The organism is Aeromonas sp. S19(2024) (assembly GCF_041402625.1).
In the GTDB taxonomy this organism is placed as follows: domain Bacteria; phylum Pseudomonadota; class Gammaproteobacteria; order Enterobacterales; family Aeromonadaceae; genus Aeromonas; species Aeromonas caviae.
Genome location: NZ_JBGLQU010000003.1, coordinates 306506 through 321952 on the forward strand (window position 1 = coordinate 306506; position 15447 = coordinate 321952).

Sequence of the window (15447 nt, forward strand, 5' to 3'; positions counted from 1 at the left end):
TCTATCCTGCTCCCAACCGGCAACTTCCTGCACCCGACGGGCAAGTGAGAGGGGCCGCTTTTGCATAGAGTGGCGACTCCTACACACACAAGGAAGATAACAACAATGAAACACCACTCGCTCTCCCGAACCCGTGTCGCCCTCGCCATCGGGGCCCTGCTGCTGGCAGGGTGCAACGACAACGACTCCACCCCCAAGCCCGAGCAGCCCGTTCTGGGCCACCGCACCGTCACCCTCATCGAGCAGGACGGCCTGCAATTCAAGGATCTCGATGGCAGCGGCACCCTGACCCCCTACGAGGACTGGCGCCTCGGCGCCGCCGAGCGAGCCCGGGATCTGGTGGGCAGGCTCACCCTGGCCCAGAAGGCAGGGCTGATGATGCACGGCACCCTGGTGCTGGACGGGGCGGGGCGGGTGAACCTCGTGGCCATGGACAAGATGCTGCGCGAGGACGGGGTCAACACCTTCATCACCCGCATGGCCGGTGATCCGGCGGCCATCGCCGCAGACAACAACACCCTGCAGGCCCTGCTGGAAGGGGTGGGATTCGGCATCCCCATGACGGTGAGCACGGATCCCCGCAACCACTTCACCCATGATCCGAACGCCACCAGCATCGGTGCCGGGGCCTTCTCCCAGTGGCCCGAGACCCTGGGGCTGGCCGCCATCGGCGATGCCGCCCTGGTGCAGCGCTTTGGCGACATCGCCCGTCAGGAGTACCGGGCCGTCGGCATCCACGAGGCCCTCTCGCCCCAGGCGGATCTCGCGACCGAGCCGCGCTGGGGCCGCATCAACGGTACCTTCGGGGAAGACAACCTGCTCGCCAAGTCCCTGGTCAAAGCCTACATCGAGGGCTTCCAGCAGGGGAGCGAGGGGATAGGCAAGGAGAGCGTGGTCACCGTGGTCAAGCACTTCGCCGGGGCCGGTCCCCAGAAGGACGGGCTGGATGCCCACAACCCCTGGGGCAAGGAGCAGGTCTACCCCGGCGGTCAGTTTGCCTACCACCTGGTGCCCTTCGAGGGTGCCTTCGAGGCCAGGGTGGCCGCCGTGATGCCCTATTACGCCATGCCCCTGGGCCTGGCCCAGGATGGGCAGCCCGTCGAGGAGGTGGGGTTTGGCTTCAACCGCCAGATCATCACGGATCTGTTGCGGGGCCACTTCAAGTTTGACGGCGTGGTGCTGAGCGACTGGGGCATCGTCAATGACTGTGACAGCCGCTGCGAGCAGGGGTTGACCCAGGATGAAGTCAATGCCGGGGTGAGCCCCTGGACCGTGCCCTTTGGCATGTCCTGGGGCGTGGAGAAGCTCACCAAGGCCGAGCGTTATGCCAAGGCCATCGACGCCGGGGTAGATCAGTTCGGTGGCGTGGAAGATCCGGCGCCCCTGCTGGCGGCGGTGCAGAGCGGTCTGGTGACCGAGGCGGCCATCACCACTTCGGCCGAGCGTATCCTGGCCCAGAAGTTTGCCCTCGGGCTCTTCGAGAATCCCTATGTGGATGCCGAGGCCGCGGTGGCCCTAGTGGGCAAGACCGAGTTCCAGCAGGAAGCCCAGGCCGCCCAGGCCGCGTCTCACGTGTTGCTGAAGAACGAGGGGGCCCTGCTGCCGCTGAAGGCGGACGGCAAGCGGGTCTATCTGCACAATGTCAACGCCGAGGTGGCCAGGGCCAACGGCTATACGGTGGTGACGAACCTGGCCGACGCGGAGCTTGCCATCGTGCGGGTCAACGCCCCGGGCGAGCAGGATCCCCGCTTCCCGTTTGGCAGCATCCACTTCGGTCAGCTCGGTTTTGCCAGCAATGATCAGGTGGTGCAGGAGACGGCCCATGAAGGGGTCTACCGCGGCGCGGATGACTATGCCGCCATCCAGGCCATCGAGCAGGCCGGGGTGCCCCTGGTGCTCTCCGTCTATCTGGACAGGCCCGCCATCCTGACCGAGGTGGCCCCGGCGGCCCGGGTGCTGCTCGCCAACTTCGGCGCCCTGGATCAGGCCCTGTTCGATGTCATGAGCGGCACCCAGAAGGCACGCGGCAAGCTCCCCTTCGAGCTGCCCTCGAGCTGGCAGGCGGTGCTGGCCCAGTCCCCGGACGTGGCCAAGGACTCACAAAGCCCGCTCTATCCCTACGGGGCCGGTCTGGCCTATTGACGGACAGGGATGTTCTGTCTCTCATCAAGGCGCCTTCGGGCGCCTTTTCCATTGCCCCCATCGACAATCCCGGTTTGGCGCAAGGGGTTGGCTTGGGCATAATGGCGCCCCGGCAACGGGTGCGGTGGCCAGTGTGGCGGGCACCCGGTCACAGTGCACAGGAGATGAGATGAAATTTATCGGAGCCCACGTCAGTGCGGCGGGCGGGGTGGAAAACACCATCGCCCGGGCCAAAGCCATCGGGGCCAACGCCTTCGCCCTGTTTACCAAGAACCAGCGCCAGTGGCAGGCGGCGCCCCTCTCCGAGGCCAGCATTCGCGCCTTCAAGGCTGCCTGCGAGAAGGAGGGCTTTCGTCCCGAGCAGATCCTGCCCCACGACAGCTACCTCATCAACCTGGGTCATCCCGACCCCGACGCCCTCGCCAAGTCCCGGGATGCGTTTCTGGACGAGATGAAGCGCTGCGAGCAACTGGGGTTGTGCTACCTGAACTTCCACCCGGGCAGCCATCTCAAGCAGATCCCCGAGGCGGTGAGCCTGAAGCTCGTGAGCGAGTCCATCAACTGGGCGCTGGAGCGCAGTGAAGGGGTGACGGCGGTGATCGAGAATACCGCAGGCCAGGGTACCAACCTCGGCTGGTCGTTCGAGCACCTGGCCACCCTCATCGACGGGGTAGAGGACAAGAGTCGGGTCGGCGTCTGCTTTGACACCTGCCACGCCTTCGCCGCCGGTTACGATCTGCGTACCCCCGAGGGGTGCGAGGCGGTGTTTGCCGACTTCGACCGCATCGTGGGGTTCGAGTACCTCAAGGGGATGCATATCAACGGCGCCAAGTGTACCTTCGGTAGTCGGGTCGACCGTCACCACAGCCTGCGGGAGGGCAACCTCGGCGAGGCGGTGTTCCACCACATCATGAACGACGACCGATTTGACGGCATCCCGCTTATCCTCGAGACCATCGACGAGTCCATCTGGGGCGAGGAGATAAGCTGGCTGCGCAGCCTGGCCGGGAGCCCGCGCCCGGCGTGATGCCGGGGTCCACCATTGGGTAGCAAGGAGAGACGATGCACGACGAGACAAGGGCGCCCCTGCGCTTTGGCATTGCCGGGGCGGGGGCCATCGCCCGGCGTTTTTGCCGCGATGTGAACGGGCACGCCAGGGGAGCCGAGGTGGTGGCCATCGCCGCCCGGGACCAGGGACGGGCGGACGAGTTCGCCCGGGATCTGGGGCTGCCCCACGCCTATGGCAGCTATGAGGCCCTGGCCGCCAGCCCCGAGGTGGAGGCCGTCTATGTGGCGGTCATCCACCCGGAGCACGCGGGCCTGGTGAGGCAGATGCTGCTGGCGGGCAAGCACGTACTGGTGGAGAAACCGGCGGTGACCCGGGTGGCGGATTGGGACGCCCTGGTGGCGCTCGCCCACGCACGGGGCCTGCTGCTGCTCGAGGCCATGAAGGTGATGTGCTTCCCCGCCATGCGCGCCCTGTTGCAGCGCCTGCCCCTGCTGCCGCCGCCGTGCGAGCTGCGGGCGGCGTTCGGTTCGACCCAGCCCAGGGTGGGCAAGCTGTTCGATCCGGCGCTGGATGGCGGCGCCGCCTGGGACGTGGGGGTCTATCCCCTCTGGCTCCATGCCGCCCTCTGCCATCGGCTGGGGCTGGGCTGCCCCGCCCCCGAGGTGACGCTGACGCGGGCTCCGGGGGAGGTGGATCTCGCCGCCAGCTTCACGTTCGATGAGCCGTTTCGGGCCGAGCTCGGGGCCTCCATCATCGAGGATCTCGAGCGGGAAGCGTCCTTGTCCGGGGAGGGGTGGCGCCTGGTCATCGAGGGCAAGTGGTGGAATCCCCAGCACATTCGCTGGCAAGGGGGGCCTGCCCCCGTCATCTGGCCGGCGGACATCTACCTGCCGGTGGAGGGGGGCGGCATGCAGCACGAGGCGGATCACTTCGCCGATTGCCTGCGCCACCGGCTGCTGGACTCCCCCTGGGTGCCCCAGGCCGTGACCCGGCAGGTGCTCGGCTGGATTGAAGGGGGACTCGCCGGCTGAGGCCGGGGAAGGGCTGAGGGCCGAGGGGTTCATCGGCTGAACGACAAGGGCGCCAATGGCGCCCTTGTCGCATCCGAAGGGGTTCTCACGCCAGGGTCTGGGCGCGGCAGAAGGCCAGGAAGCGGCGCAGGGCGACGGAGTGGAACTTCTGCTTGTGCCAGACGAGGGAGAGCTGGCGGGGGAAGCGGCGACTCGGGGTGAGGGCCACCAGGCGCCCCTGTGCCAGCCGGTCCGCCACCGCGAGGCGGGAGATGAAGGAGATGCCGAGCCCCTTCTCCACCGCCAGCATCACCGCCTCCAGGGTATTGAGCTCTATCCCCGCCTGCCAGCGGGGCAGGTGGGGCTGGAGCTGCTGCTCGAACTGCTCGCGGCTGCCGGATTGCGCCTCGCGCAGCACCCAGGTTTCCCCGGCAAGCCGGCGCAGGGGCAGCTCGAGCTGATCCGCCAGGGGGTGACCGGGGGCGGCGATGATGAGCATCTCGTCCTCCAGCCAGGGTTCGCTCACCAGATCCGGGTGGTGGTTCTCCCCCTCGATGAGGGCGAGATCCAGTTCGAAGTGGGCGAGGGCATGGCACAGGAGGTGGGTGTTGGCGATGGTGACCCTGGGGGCGGCCCCCAGCTCCTGGGCCCCCTCCGCCAGCAGGGCGGGCAGCAGGTAGTTGCCGATGGTCTGGCTGGCCCCGAGGTGCAGCTGGCCGCTCGGCTCGGCATCGGGGCTGAAGAGCTGCTCTATCTCCTGCATCCGGGTCAGCAGCTCCTCGGCGGCCGGTTGCAGCAGGCGCCCCTCGCTGTTGAGCTGGAGCCTCGGGTGCACCCGGTCGAACAGGGGCGTGGCGAGCTGGCGCTCCAGCTCCTGCAGCGACTGGGAGACGGCCCCCTTGCTCAGGCAGAGTTCATTGGCGGCGCCCCCCAGGTTGCCGTGGCGGGCGATGGTGGCAAACACCTTGAGTTGTTGCAGGGTGAGCTTCATGTCGTTTGATTTTCCTAAACGCTAAGTTCAATTCATTTAGATATCGTAAACGATAGACCCCCTTTATCCTATGCCCATCGTCATCATCAAGAGGGTATTCGCCATGATCGCAAGAACCCGCCGCTCCCTGGCTGCCGCCCCGACCCCCATGGCCGGTCTGGCACTCGGGATCGCCAGCCTCGGCTGGTGCTGGGAAAATGCCGGTCAGTTCGATGGCCGTCTGCAACTGCTGGGGGCCGCCATCGCCGCCGTGCTGCTCCTCGTCCTGACCTTCAAGTTTCTGATCCACCCGCGCCTGCTGTGGCAGGATCTCGCCCATCCCGTGGTGGGCAGCGTGGTGCCTACCTACGCCATGGGGACCATGGTGGTCTCCAAGGCGGTTGGCCTGCTCGCCCCGACCCTGGGGCAGGGGCTCTGGTTGTTTGCGGTCATCATCCACCTCGTCTTCCTCGCCACCTTCGTCTGGCACAGGGCCAAAGCGTTCGAAATCCATCACATGGTGCCGAGCTGGTTTGTGCCGCCGGTGGGGATCATCGTGGCTGACGTGGCCTACCCGGGCGGTCCCTTCGCATCCCTGGCCACCGGCCTGCTCTGGTTCGGCATGGCCTGCTATGGCCTGATGCTGCCGCTGATGCTCTATCGCCTCATCTTCAGCCACGAGGTGCCGGATGCCGCCAAGCCCACCATCGCCATCCTGGCCGCCCCGGCGAGCCTGTCGCTGGCCGGCTACCTCACCGTGAGCCAGGATCCCTCCCTGCTGCTGGTGGCGGTGCTGCTCGGGATCGCCGTGCTGATGACCGGCATCATCTACCTGGCCTTCATCAAGCTGCTGCGCCTGCCGTTCTCGCCGGGTTACGCCGCTTTCACCTTCCCCCTGGTGATCGGGGCCACCGCCCTGTTCAAGGTGAGTCACCTGCTGTCGCAGTGGCCGGAGGCGGCCCGCTATGCCGAGCAGCTCCATCAGCTGGCCTATCTGGAGCTGGGGGTGGCCACCCTGGTGGTGGGTTACGTGGCCCTGCGTTACCTGATGTTCTTCCTGCCGGCGGTGCAGGATGACCTGCCGGGGCAGCCCGCACGCCGCTAGGCACAAGGTTTTCATCCCCCCTCGTCATCGACCCCGCCCGTGCGGGGTCTGCCGTTCGTGATGCAGTGACACAGAGGGGAATCAAATGAAGCAGATTAATTTTGTCAATCCGTGAAGTGGCTTAAATAGTTGCCCATACAGGCGACATTCAGTTGGCGTTAACTGGTAATACCTGTCACGATGCGCGCCACTTTATCTTCCCACTGTTTTGTCGTGCCCCATGTCCTCATCTGATCCCGTGTTTGACGCCCGATTCCAGCCTCGTCTGCTGCACCCCCGTTACTGGTTGAGCTGGCTCGCCCTCGGCGCCATCGGTGTGCTCGCCTTCGTGCCCCCGCGCTGGCGGGATCGCCTGGCCGATGCTCTGACGCCCCTGGTATGCGCCATCTCGAAGAAGCAGATCTACATCGCCAGGACCAACCTCGCCATCTGCTTCAAGGAGAAGAGCGAGGCCGAGCGGGAGGCCATCCTGATGACCTCCATCCGGGTCGGCCTCAAGAGCCTGCTGGGCTTTGGCGAGTTCACCTGGCGCAGCCCCGCCCACGTGATGGGGCGGATCCAGGTCAGCGGCTGGGAACATATCGAGGCGGAGCAGGCTGCTGGCCGACCGGTGATCCTGGTGGTGCCCCACAGCTGGCCCATCGATGCGGCGGGCTACTACTTCGCCCAGCGGGGCCTGCCCATGTGCACCATGATGAAGAGCGCCCGCAACCCGGTGTTCGACTGGCACATCAACGGCGCGCGGGCCCGGCACGGCTGCCGCGTCTATGAGCGCAGCGCCGGCATCAAGCCGGTGATCAAGGCGGTGAAATCCGGTCTGAGCTTCTTCTATCTGCCGGATCAGGATCACGGCCGGGAGGCGAGCCTGTTCGCCCCCTTCTTCAACCACCCCAAGGCGACGTTGCCGGCCCTGCCACGGCTGGTGAAGCTGACCGGTGCCCGGGCTCTGCCGGTGCTGGCCTGCTATGACGAGCAGGCGCACGGCTACCGGTTGGAGGTCGAGGCTCCCTACGCCGACTACCCGAGCGGGGATCTGATGGCGGATACCTGCCGCATGAACGACAGCGTGGAGCGCCAGCTCTGCCGCCACCCGGGCCAGTACATGTGGTTCCTCAAGATCTTCGACACCCGTGAGGATCAGGTGGGGCCGGATGGCCTCTACGAAGAGGGGATCCGGCGCATCCGCCGGGGCCTTGCTCCTCACCCCTGAGCCTTGCGCTCACCCGGTGCAAAAATGTGGCCCCAAGCGGGCCACTTTTTATTTCTAACTTGTCTGATCAGTGACTTGGCGCGGGGGCGCTGTGCAGGGCAGGGTAGAAAAAGTTGTCAGGATCACTAAAATGACGGTCTGTTTTGATGATTCGATGGCGACCATGTCCGCACAAGATCCGGTGTTTGATACCTCTTTTCATCCGCGCCTGCTGCACCCCCGTCTGTGGGGCAGCTGGCTGGCCGTCGCCCTGCTCTCCCTGCTGGCCTGGGTGCCGGCAAGGGCACGGGACAAGCTGGCCGACTACCTGGCCCCCCTGCTGCTGCGTTTCTCCAGGAAGCAGGCCTACATCGCTGACACCAACCTCAAGATCTGCTTCCCCCATCTCGACGAGGCGGGCCGTCAGGCCCTGCTGCTGAAATCCATCCGGGTGGGGCTCAAGACCTTCCTGGGCTTTGGCGAGCTGACCTGGCGCAGCCCCGACTTCCTCAAGGGGCGCGTCAAGGTGAGCGGCTGGGAGCACGTGGAGGCGGAGCGGGCAGCCGGTCGCCCCATGATCTTCGTGGTGCCCCACACCTGGGCGGTGGACATGATTGGCCGCTACTTCCCCCTGCAGGGGATCAAGATGTGCACCATGATGAAAAGCCCCAAGGATGCGGTGTTCGACTGGTACATCAACCGCGAGCGCAGCAAGGGCGGGCGTATCTACGAGCGCAGCGTCGGCATCAAGCCCGCCATCAAGGCCCTGCGCAGCGGCGACAGCTTCTTCTATCTGCCGGATCAGGATCATGGCCGGGAGGCGAGCCTCTTCGTGCCCTTCTTCAACCACCCCAAGGCGACCCTGCCGGCCCTGCCCAAGCTGGTGAAGCTGACCGGTGCCCGCGCCGTGCCCATTCTGGCCTGCTACGACGAGGATCAGGGGTGCTACCGGCTGGAGATCGAGGCGCCGTTCGACCCTTATCCCACCGCGGATCTGGTGGCGGACGTCAACCAGATGAACCGCATGGTGGAGCAGCAGCTTGGCCGCTTCCCCGAGCAGTACATGTGGTTTCTCAAGATCTTCGAAACCCAGGAGCACGATCAGGGCGAGGACGGTCTCTACGAGGCGGGGATCCGCCGCATCCGCCAGGGGCTGCCACCGGAACCTTGATCGACACGGCCACCTTGCGGGCCGTTTCTGACAGGGGTGGCAGGCCACCAGCAAACAGGTGCAAACAAGGTGCAAATAGGGTAAAAGGGCGGTCATGAAAATTCCAAATCGAATCCAACCTCTGGTTGATGACGGCCTGGTGGACGATGTCATCAGCCGGCTGATGAGCGGCAAAGAGGCCGACGTCTATGTGGTGCGCTGCGGCGACGAGATCCGCTGCGCCAAGGTCTACAAAGAGGCGTCAAAGCGCAGCTTCAAGCAGGCCGTGGTCTATCAGGAAGGGCGGCGGGTACGCAGCAGCCGCGATGCCCGCGCCATGGAGAAGGGCTCCAAGTACGGTCGCAAGCAGCACGAAGAGGTGTGGCAGAACACCGAGGTGGATGCCCTGTTCAAGCTGGCGGCGGCCGGGGTGCGGGTGCCCAGGCCCTATGTCTGCCTCGATGGCGTGCTGCTGATGGAGCTCATCACCGACGCCGACGGCAACGTCGCTCCCCGTCTCAACGACGTGGCCCTGACCCGTGAGCAGGCTCTGGTGGATCATGGCAAGGTGATCCGCTACGTGGTGCGCATGCTCTGCGCTGGCCTCATTCACGGGGATCTCTCGGAGTTCAACGTGCTGGTGGACGAAGAGGGGCCCGTCATCATCGACCTGCCCCAGGTGGTGGATGCCGCCGCCAACAACCAGGCCAGGGCCATGCTGGAGCGGGATGTCGACAACATGCGCAACTACTACGGCATGTATGCCCCCGAGCTGCTCAAGACCCGGTATGCCCGGGAGATGTGGTCCTTGTTCGAGGATGGCAAGCTGGGCCCCGAGACCGAGCTCACCGGCCTGTTCGAAGAGAGCCGGGAGGCCATCGATCTGGATGGCGTGCTGCACGAGATAGAGAGTGCCCAGGAGGAGGCCATGGCCCGCCGGGCCAGGTTGCAGGCGGAGCAGGAAGAGGAGTCCTGACGGGCCTTCATTCCAATCAACAAGAGCGCCATGGGCGCTCTTTTGTTTTGGACCCTGGCTCAGAGCCCGGTCAGGGGTGGCGCCTTGAGACGGGGCCCCTGGTAACCCGTCACCTCGCCAAAGCGCGGATGACCACTCTCCCAGTCGGCGGCGGCGGTGCGAATGGCCTCCTTGTCGACGCTCACGAAGTTCCACCAGATCTGCAGCGGTCTGGGCAGGGGTTCGCCGCCAATGAGCAGCAGCCGGGCACCCGGGCGCAGGGTCAGCATTACCTCCCGGTTGCCGGGGGGCAGGTAGAGCAACTGCTCCGGGGCCAGGGCCTCCCCTGCGACGATGGTCTCCCCCGCGAGGGGAAAGAGGCCGTGCTCGAAGGCGAGGTCCAGGGGGAGGGTGATCTCGCCTCCCTCGGGGGCGTGCAGATCCAGCCCCAGAATGGGGGAGAAGTGCAGGGTGGGGGCGCGCTGGCTGCCGTGCTCGCCGATGAGCAGGGTGAGGGTGATCTCCCCTTGCTGCCAGCGGGGGAGCGTCGGGTAGTGATCGAAGCGGGGCGGGGTATGCTGATCCGCCTCGGGCAGGGCTATCCAGAGCTGGGCGGCGTGCAGATCGGGCTGGTTCGGGACCGACTCCTCGGTGTGGGCGATGCCCCGTCCTGCGGTCATCAGGTTCACCTGGCCCGGACGGATCATCTGCTTGCTGCCCAGGCTGTCCCGGTGGAGGATCTCCCCCTCCAGCATCCAGGTGAAGGTCTGCAGGGCGATGTGGGGGTGGGGCCCCACATCCATGCCGGGGGCGCCGGGGGCAAAGCGGGTCGGGCCGATATGATCGAGAAAACACCAGGGCCCGATGGTGCGCCGCTCCTTGACCGGGATGGCGCGAGCCACCGGGATGCCGCCCACATCGGTGAGGCGGGAGGCAATGCGTTGCCACTGTTGTGTCATGGGGTGCTCCTTGTCGAGGAAAAGGTTGGCGCACGCGCGCGCAGGTGGCTGCGTCTGCCGGGAGTTGGACATGCCGTCTCGCCCGGTGCCGGTGAGTGATGCCGAGGTTACTATGCCCCAATCCGGCGCCGGATGGCAAAGACGGGGCACAGCGCCTGCCCTGAGGGCCTAGCCCGGCAATTGCAGCCGGGTACTGTATGAACGTACAATAGTCCCATCCCACTCTTGAGCCCGACCACCTGCATGACCGACATCCAGCCCCTCCCTCCCGTGACCCCGCCGCTCGACGGCTTCATCCTGACCCGCCATGGTCGGGATGTGCAGGGGCGTACCGAGATCGTGATGTGGCTCTGGAGCGCACAGGGACCGGTACGGGTGGTGGTGCCGGGGCAGGAGCCGGTCTTCTTCCTGCCGGAACGCCACCTGGAGGAGGCGGCAGAGCTCTTCAAGGGGGCCGGGGTGAGGGGGCGTTTTCGCCGCCTCCCCATGCACACCTTCGAGGGGAGCCGGGTGGTGGGCTGCTACTTTGCCACCCTGAGCGCCTTTCACCGCGCCATCGAGCTGCTGCTCATCCGTGGTTTGGAGCACTTCGAGGCGGATATCCGCCTGCCCGAGCGCTTTCTCATGGAGCGCTTCATCACCGCCGGGATGCGCTTTGACGGCAAGGCGAGGCGCAAGGGGGGCAGGCAGGGTTACTGGGAGGTAAACGAGGCGCGCTGTGCGCCGAAGGCGGTGACGCCGACCCTCTCCTGGGTCTCCCTGGACGTGGAGTGCGCCATGGATGGCACTCTCTTCTCGGTGGGGCTTCATAGCGAAGAGGACGCGCGGGTCATCATGATTGGTGCCCCGGAGCCGGACTCGCAGGACTGGGAGACCCCCGTCGAGTGGGTGGCGGACGAGCCAGCCCTGCTCGCTGCCCTGGAGGGCTGGTTCAGCCTGCACGATCCCGATCTCGTCATCGGCTGGAACGTGGTGAATTTCGACTTTCGCCTGCTGCTGCGCCGCGCCGAACTCCACAAGCGGCGGCTGCGGCTCGGGCGCGGGCGGGAGCTCTGCTTCTGGCGCTCGTCCCGAAACGACCCCCAGAGCGGCAACGTCATCATCCCAGGGCGCATGGTGCTGGACGGCATCGATACCCTCAAGAGCGCCACCTGGCAGTTCCCGAGCTACAGCCTGGATGCGGTGGCGAGCGAGCTGCTCGGGCGGGGCAAGGACATCGAGGACGTGGCCAACCGGGGGGAGAAGATCACCGAACTGTTCCACTCCGACAAGGAGGCGCTGGCCCGCTACAACCTGGAAGATTGCAGGCTGGTGTGGGAGATCTTCGATTTCTGCCACCTCATCCCCTTCGCCATCGAGCGCGCCTCCCTCACCGGTCTTGAGCTCGACCGGGTGGGCGGGTCGGTGGCGGCGTTCACCAACCTCTATCTGCCACGGCTGCACCGCGGTGGCTATGTGGCGCCCAACCTGCCGGCAGACGGCGGGCTCGCAAGCCCCGGCGGCTATGTGATGGACTCCAAGCCGGGGCTCTATCGCCACGTGCTGGTGCTCGACTTCAAGAGCCTCTACCCCAGCATCATCCGCACCTTCTGCATCGACCCCATGGGGCTGGTGGAGGGGCTCAAACATCCGGATAACGCCATTCCAGGCTTTCGCGGCGCCCTGTTCTCCCGAACCCGCCACTTCCTGCCGGATCTCATCGCCACCCTGTGGGCGGCGCGGGATCGGGCCAAGGCCGCTAGTAACAAGGCCCTCTCCCAGGCCATCAAGATCATCATGAACTCCTTCTACGGGGTGTTGGGGTCGGGGGGTTGCCGCTTCTACGACCCAAGGCTCGCCTCCTCCATCACCTTGCGGGGCCACGGCATCATGCAGCAGACCCGGGAGTGGATAGAGGCAGAAGGGTTCGAGGTGATCTATGGGGATACCGACTCCACCTTCGTGCACCTGGGGAGCGATATCCGTCTCGAACAGGCGGACGAGATTGGCCAGCGGCTGGCGAAGATGATCAACGACAACTGGGCCGCGCTGATCAGGCGGGAGTTCGACCTGCCGAGCCATCTGGAGATCCAGTACGAGACCCACTACCGCCGTTTCCTGATGCCCACCATTCGCGGGCTGGAGAAGGGGAGCAAGAAACGCTATGCGGGACTGGTGGGCGAAGGGGAAGGGGAGCACCTGGTGTTCAAGGGGCTGGAGACGGTGCGCACCGACTGGACACCCCTTGCCAAGGCATTCCAGACCCGGCTCTACGAAATGGTATTCCACGACCAGGATCCCAGCAGCTATGTGCGCACCATGGTGGACGAGACCCGGGCCGGCCGTCACGACGATCTGCTCATCTACCGCAAGCGGCTGCGCCAGAAACTCGAGGAGTATCAGAAGAACGTGCCGCCCCATGTGCGGGCGGCGCGCCTGGCGGATGAGGAGAACCTGCGCCGCGGCCTGCCCCAGCGTTATCAGCACAGGGGCACCATCGCCTACCTGATGACCCTGAACGGCCCCGAGCCTTTGGAGTACCGGCGCAGCGCCGTCGACTACGAGCACTACATCGACAAGCAGCTCAGGCCCATCGCCGACGCCATCCTTCCCTTTGTGGGGGAGTCGTTCGAGCGGATCTGCGGCCAGCAGCTCGATCTCTTCTGACGAAGCGAGGTAAACGCGGCCGCCATGGCACGACAATGGCGGCCCGCGGGCCAGAGGGGACAGGAGGCAGATGACGGGGGAGAGCGGATGTCAGAGCCGACCAATGCAAAAAGCCCGCTATCAAGCGGGCTTTTCAAATCTGGTGCGTCCTAGTGGATTCGAACCACCGACCCCCACCATGTCAAGGTGATGCTCTAACCAGCTGAGCTAAGGACGCAGGGTGCGCAAGGCGACTTTGTGTGTCATTGCAGGGGAGTGGTGGGTTTAATTGGATTCGAACCAACGACCCCTACCATGTCAAGGTAGTGCTCTAACCAACTGAGCTATAAACCCACATCTGTGTTCAACCGGATTCGAACCAACGACATTGCCTACGCCATGTCAAAGTACTGTTCTAACCGACTGAGCTATAAACCCGTATCAAATTCATATCTGCAATTTATTCAAACTGTTATGGTGCGTCCTAGTGGATTCGAACCACCGACCCCCACCATGTCAAGGTGGTGCTCTAACCAGCTGAGCTAAGGACGCATAACAGGGTTTCGTGATGGTGCGTCCTAGTGGATTCGAACCACCGACCCCCACCATGTCAAGGTGGTGCTCTAACCAGCTGAGCTAAGGACGCATCACGAAAAGTGGTGGGTTTAATTGGATTCGAACCAACGACCCCTACCATGTCAAGGTAGTGCTCTAACCAACTGAGCTATAAACCCACTTCATAAACCGGGCTGAAGACCCGTTTTATCCCGCCAGCACTGCTGGCGTGGTCGGCATACTACCCATGGCCCCCAAGGCTGTCAACAAGGGACATGCACAAAGGAGACTGTTTGCCCAGTTCTTGTGCAGCCTGTTGATTTTACAGGCGAGCCGTCCCAAAAGTGCGGCTCCCCGTGCCCCTGGCCGCGCCCTATTGCGCCCGGGAGAGGGCTGTGCAGGCCGCGGGGCTGGCGAAGCGGCCGTAGATGACGCGCAGCCGCGCGCCCAGCATCAGGGCGGCGGAGGTGAGACCGACGATGAAGCCTATCCAGAAGCCCTGCGGGCCCATGCGCGGTACCACCCAGTCGGTCAGCCCCAGGATCATGCCGGTGGGCAGACCCAGCCCCCAATAGGCGACGATGGTGACGTAGAAGATGGCCTGGGTGTCCTTGTAACCGCGCAGGGCCGCCGCGGCCACCACCTGTACCGAATCGGAGATCTGGTAGATGGCGGCGAAGAAGAGCAGGGTGGCGGCGAGGCCGATCACCTGCAGGTCGTCGGTGTAGATCCCCGCGATGGGGTCGCGCAGCAGCACGGTGAGGGCGGCGGTCGCGGCGGCGACTCCCATGCCCAGCATCAGGCCGGTGCGGGCGGCGACCCTGGCCTGATCCGGTTGACCTTCCCCTATGTTGTGACCGACCCGGATGGTCACGCCGACACCGATGGAGAGGGGCAGCATGAAGACCAGGCTGGAGAAGTTGAGCGCAATCTGGTGACTCGCCACCGTCTCCGCACCGAAGGGGGCCAGCATCAGGGCCACCACGGTAAACAGGGTCACCTCGCAGAAGATGGCCATGGCGATGGGAAACCCCAGGCGAAACAGGCGCCAGATCCGGCTGCCGTTGGGGCGTGCCAGTTGGGCGAACAGGTTGATGCGCTTGAAGTGGGCAGAGCACTTCACATAGACGATCATCGCCAGCAGCATGGCCCAGAGCACGATGGCAGTGGCCACGCCGCAGCCGACGCCGCCGAGTTTCGGCATGCCGAAGTGGCCGTGAATGAAGATGTAGTTGGCGGGGATGTTGACCGCGAGCCCCACGAACCCGATCACCATGGTCGGCATGGTGTGGGAGAGCCCCTCACTGAAGTTGCGCAGCACCTGGAACATCACGAAGGCGGGCAGGCCCCACAGGATGGCGTGCAGGTAGCCGGCAGTCTTGGCCGCCATGACGGGATCCACGTCCATGAACTGCAGTGCCAGGGGGCTGAAGTAGAGTGCCACCATGGCGATGGGCGTGACGATGAGGGCGAGCCAGAAGCCCTGGTGCACGGCGGGGCGTACCTCGTCCTGCTTGCGGGCGCCGTTGAGCTGGGAAACGATGGGGGTGAGGGCCATGATGATGCCCTGCACCAGCAAGATGATCGGCAACCAGAAGCTGGACGCCACCGACACGGCGGCCAGATCCACGGCGCTCACCTGTCCCGCCATCACGGTATCGACGAAGTTCATGGCGATCTGGGCCACCTGGGCTACCAGAATGGGGCTGGCTAGACGAACGAGCTGCTTCGCCTCGGACCAATAACGTTGCACTGACACCTCCGAGTGGATCAGATAA

The 15447-nt window shown here is 65.1% G+C and carries 11 protein-coding genes and 5 tRNA genes; 8 read left to right on the forward strand and 8 right to left on the reverse strand.

Annotated features, from left to right (window positions below; translation table 11 throughout):
• Positions 1 to 105: 105 nt before the first annotated feature.
• The 3 genes from ACB037_RS08740 (at position 106) to ACB037_RS08750 (ending at position 4182) form a co-directional block, all read left to right on the forward strand.
• Positions 106 to 2142, forward strand: a complete 2037-nt coding sequence (locus ACB037_RS08740) for a glycoside hydrolase family 3 protein (protein ID WP_371175214.1) — start codon at positions 106 to 108, stop codon at positions 2140 to 2142.
• A gap of 169 nt (positions 2143 to 2311) precedes the next feature.
• The gene (gene nfo, locus ACB037_RS08745; RefSeq protein WP_041215226.1) at positions 2312 to 3169 is read left to right on the forward strand and encodes a deoxyribonuclease IV; all 858 of its coding nucleotides are present in this window, start codon (positions 2312 to 2314) and stop codon (positions 3167 to 3169) included.
• Between the two features lie 35 nt (positions 3170 to 3204).
• Positions 3205 to 4182, forward strand: a complete 978-nt coding sequence (locus ACB037_RS08750; protein WP_113725367.1) for a Gfo/Idh/MocA family protein — start codon at positions 3205 to 3207, stop codon at positions 4180 to 4182.
• Positions 4183 to 4267: 85 nt separating this feature from the next.
• Here ACB037_RS08750 and ACB037_RS08755 read toward each other — a convergent pair whose 3' ends face one another.
• Complete coding sequence (locus ACB037_RS08755) at positions 4268 to 5152, reverse strand: LysR substrate-binding domain-containing protein (RefSeq protein ID WP_010674621.1); 885 nt, start codon at positions 5150 to 5152, stop codon at positions 4268 to 4270.
• 103 nt (positions 5153 to 5255) lie between these two features.
• On the opposite strand from ACB037_RS08755, the gene ACB037_RS08760 reads away from it, so the two are divergent.
• The 4 genes from ACB037_RS08760 to ACB037_RS08775 all read left to right on the forward strand — a co-directional run bounded on the left by ACB037_RS08760 (position 5256) and on the right by ACB037_RS08775 (position 9551).
• Entirely contained in the window at positions 5256 to 6236 is a 981-nt protein-coding gene (locus ACB037_RS08760; RefSeq protein WP_371175215.1) for a TDT family transporter, read from the forward strand.
• Positions 6237 to 6456: 220 nt separating this feature from the next.
• Positions 6457 to 7446: a lipid A biosynthesis (KDO)2-(lauroyl)-lipid IVA acyltransferase gene (locus ACB037_RS08765; RefSeq protein ID WP_010674623.1), complete on the forward strand. Its 990-nt coding sequence runs from the start codon at positions 6457 to 6459 to the stop codon at positions 7444 to 7446.
• Between the two features lie 154 nt (positions 7447 to 7600).
• Positions 7601 to 8596 carry a lauroyl-Kdo(2)-lipid IV(A) myristoyltransferase gene (locus ACB037_RS08770; RefSeq protein ID WP_216945198.1) on the forward strand — a complete coding sequence of 332 codons (996 nt, stop codon included), beginning with the start codon at positions 7601 to 7603 and terminating at the stop codon, positions 8594 to 8596.
• Between the two features lie 94 nt (positions 8597 to 8690).
• Positions 8691 to 9551: a PA4780 family RIO1-like protein kinase gene (locus ACB037_RS08775; protein ID WP_029314478.1), complete on the forward strand. Its 861-nt coding sequence runs from the start codon at positions 8691 to 8693 to the stop codon at positions 9549 to 9551.
• Positions 9552 to 9610: 59 nt separating this feature from the next.
• On the opposite strand, the gene ACB037_RS08780 is transcribed toward ACB037_RS08775, so the two are convergent.
• Positions 9611 to 10489: a pirin family protein gene (locus ACB037_RS08780; protein WP_371175216.1), complete on the reverse strand. Its 879-nt coding sequence runs from the start codon at positions 10487 to 10489 to the stop codon at positions 9611 to 9613.
• A 243-nt stretch (positions 10490 to 10732) separates the two neighbouring features.
• Between ACB037_RS08780 and ACB037_RS08785 the strand changes: the two genes are divergently transcribed.
• A complete protein-coding gene (locus tag ACB037_RS08785; RefSeq protein ID WP_270667906.1) occupies positions 10733 to 13135 on the forward strand; it encodes a DNA polymerase II in 2403 nt (800 codons plus the stop codon).
• 140 nt (positions 13136 to 13275) lie between these two features.
• Here the strand turns inward: ACB037_RS08785 and ACB037_RS08790 are convergent.
• The 6 genes from ACB037_RS08790 to ACB037_RS08815 all read right to left on the reverse strand — a co-directional run bounded on the left by ACB037_RS08790 (position 13276) and on the right by ACB037_RS08815 (position 15422).
• Positions 13276 to 13352, reverse strand: a tRNA-Val gene (locus ACB037_RS08790).
• A gap of 39 nt (positions 13353 to 13391) precedes the next feature.
• Positions 13392 to 13468: transfer RNA gene (locus ACB037_RS08795), tRNA-Val, on the reverse strand.
• Between the two features lie 121 nt (positions 13469 to 13589).
• Positions 13590 to 13666 (reverse strand) — tRNA-Val (locus tag ACB037_RS08800).
• Between the two features lie 17 nt (positions 13667 to 13683).
• Positions 13684 to 13760: transfer RNA gene (locus ACB037_RS08805), tRNA-Val, on the reverse strand.
• A gap of 11 nt (positions 13761 to 13771) precedes the next feature.
• A tRNA-Val gene (locus ACB037_RS08810) sits at positions 13772 to 13848 on the reverse strand.
• 194 nt (positions 13849 to 14042) lie between these two features.
• Positions 14043 to 15422 (reverse strand): MATE family efflux transporter, encoded by a 1380-nt coding sequence (locus tag ACB037_RS08815; RefSeq protein ID WP_029314480.1) that lies wholly within the window; start codon positions 15420 to 15422, stop codon positions 14043 to 14045.
• Positions 15423 to 15447: the final 25 nt, after the last annotated feature.

What these genes read in the sequence shown, in the direction of transcription:
- ACB037_RS08740 (WP_371175214.1), top strand. Translation starts at nt 106, where the DNA reads ATGAAACACCACTCGCTCTCCCGAACCCGTGTCGCCCTCGCCATCGGG.
- nfo (WP_041215226.1), top strand. Translation starts at nt 2,312, where the DNA reads ATGAAATTTATCGGAGCCCACGTCAGTGCGGCGGGCGGGGTGGAAAAC.
- ACB037_RS08750 (WP_113725367.1), top strand. Translation starts at nt 3,205, where the DNA reads ATGCACGACGAGACAAGGGCGCCCCTGCGCTTTGGCATTGCCGGGGCG.
- ACB037_RS08755 (WP_010674621.1), bottom strand. Translation starts at nt 5,152, where the DNA reads ATGAAGCTCACCCTGCAACAACTCAAGGTGTTTGCCACCATCGCCCGC.
- ACB037_RS08760 (WP_371175215.1), top strand. Translation starts at nt 5,256, where the DNA reads ATGATCGCAAGAACCCGCCGCTCCCTGGCTGCCGCCCCGACCCCCATG.
- ACB037_RS08765 (WP_010674623.1), top strand. Translation starts at nt 6,457, where the DNA reads ATGTCCTCATCTGATCCCGTGTTTGACGCCCGATTCCAGCCTCGTCTG.
- ACB037_RS08770 (WP_216945198.1), top strand. Translation starts at nt 7,601, where the DNA reads ATGGCGACCATGTCCGCACAAGATCCGGTGTTTGATACCTCTTTTCAT.
- ACB037_RS08775 (WP_029314478.1), top strand. Translation starts at nt 8,691, where the DNA reads ATGAAAATTCCAAATCGAATCCAACCTCTGGTTGATGACGGCCTGGTG.
- ACB037_RS08780 (WP_371175216.1), bottom strand. Translation starts at nt 10,489, where the DNA reads ATGACACAACAGTGGCAACGCATTGCCTCCCGCCTCACCGATGTGGGC.
- ACB037_RS08785 (WP_270667906.1), top strand. Translation starts at nt 10,733, where the DNA reads ATGACCGACATCCAGCCCCTCCCTCCCGTGACCCCGCCGCTCGACGGC.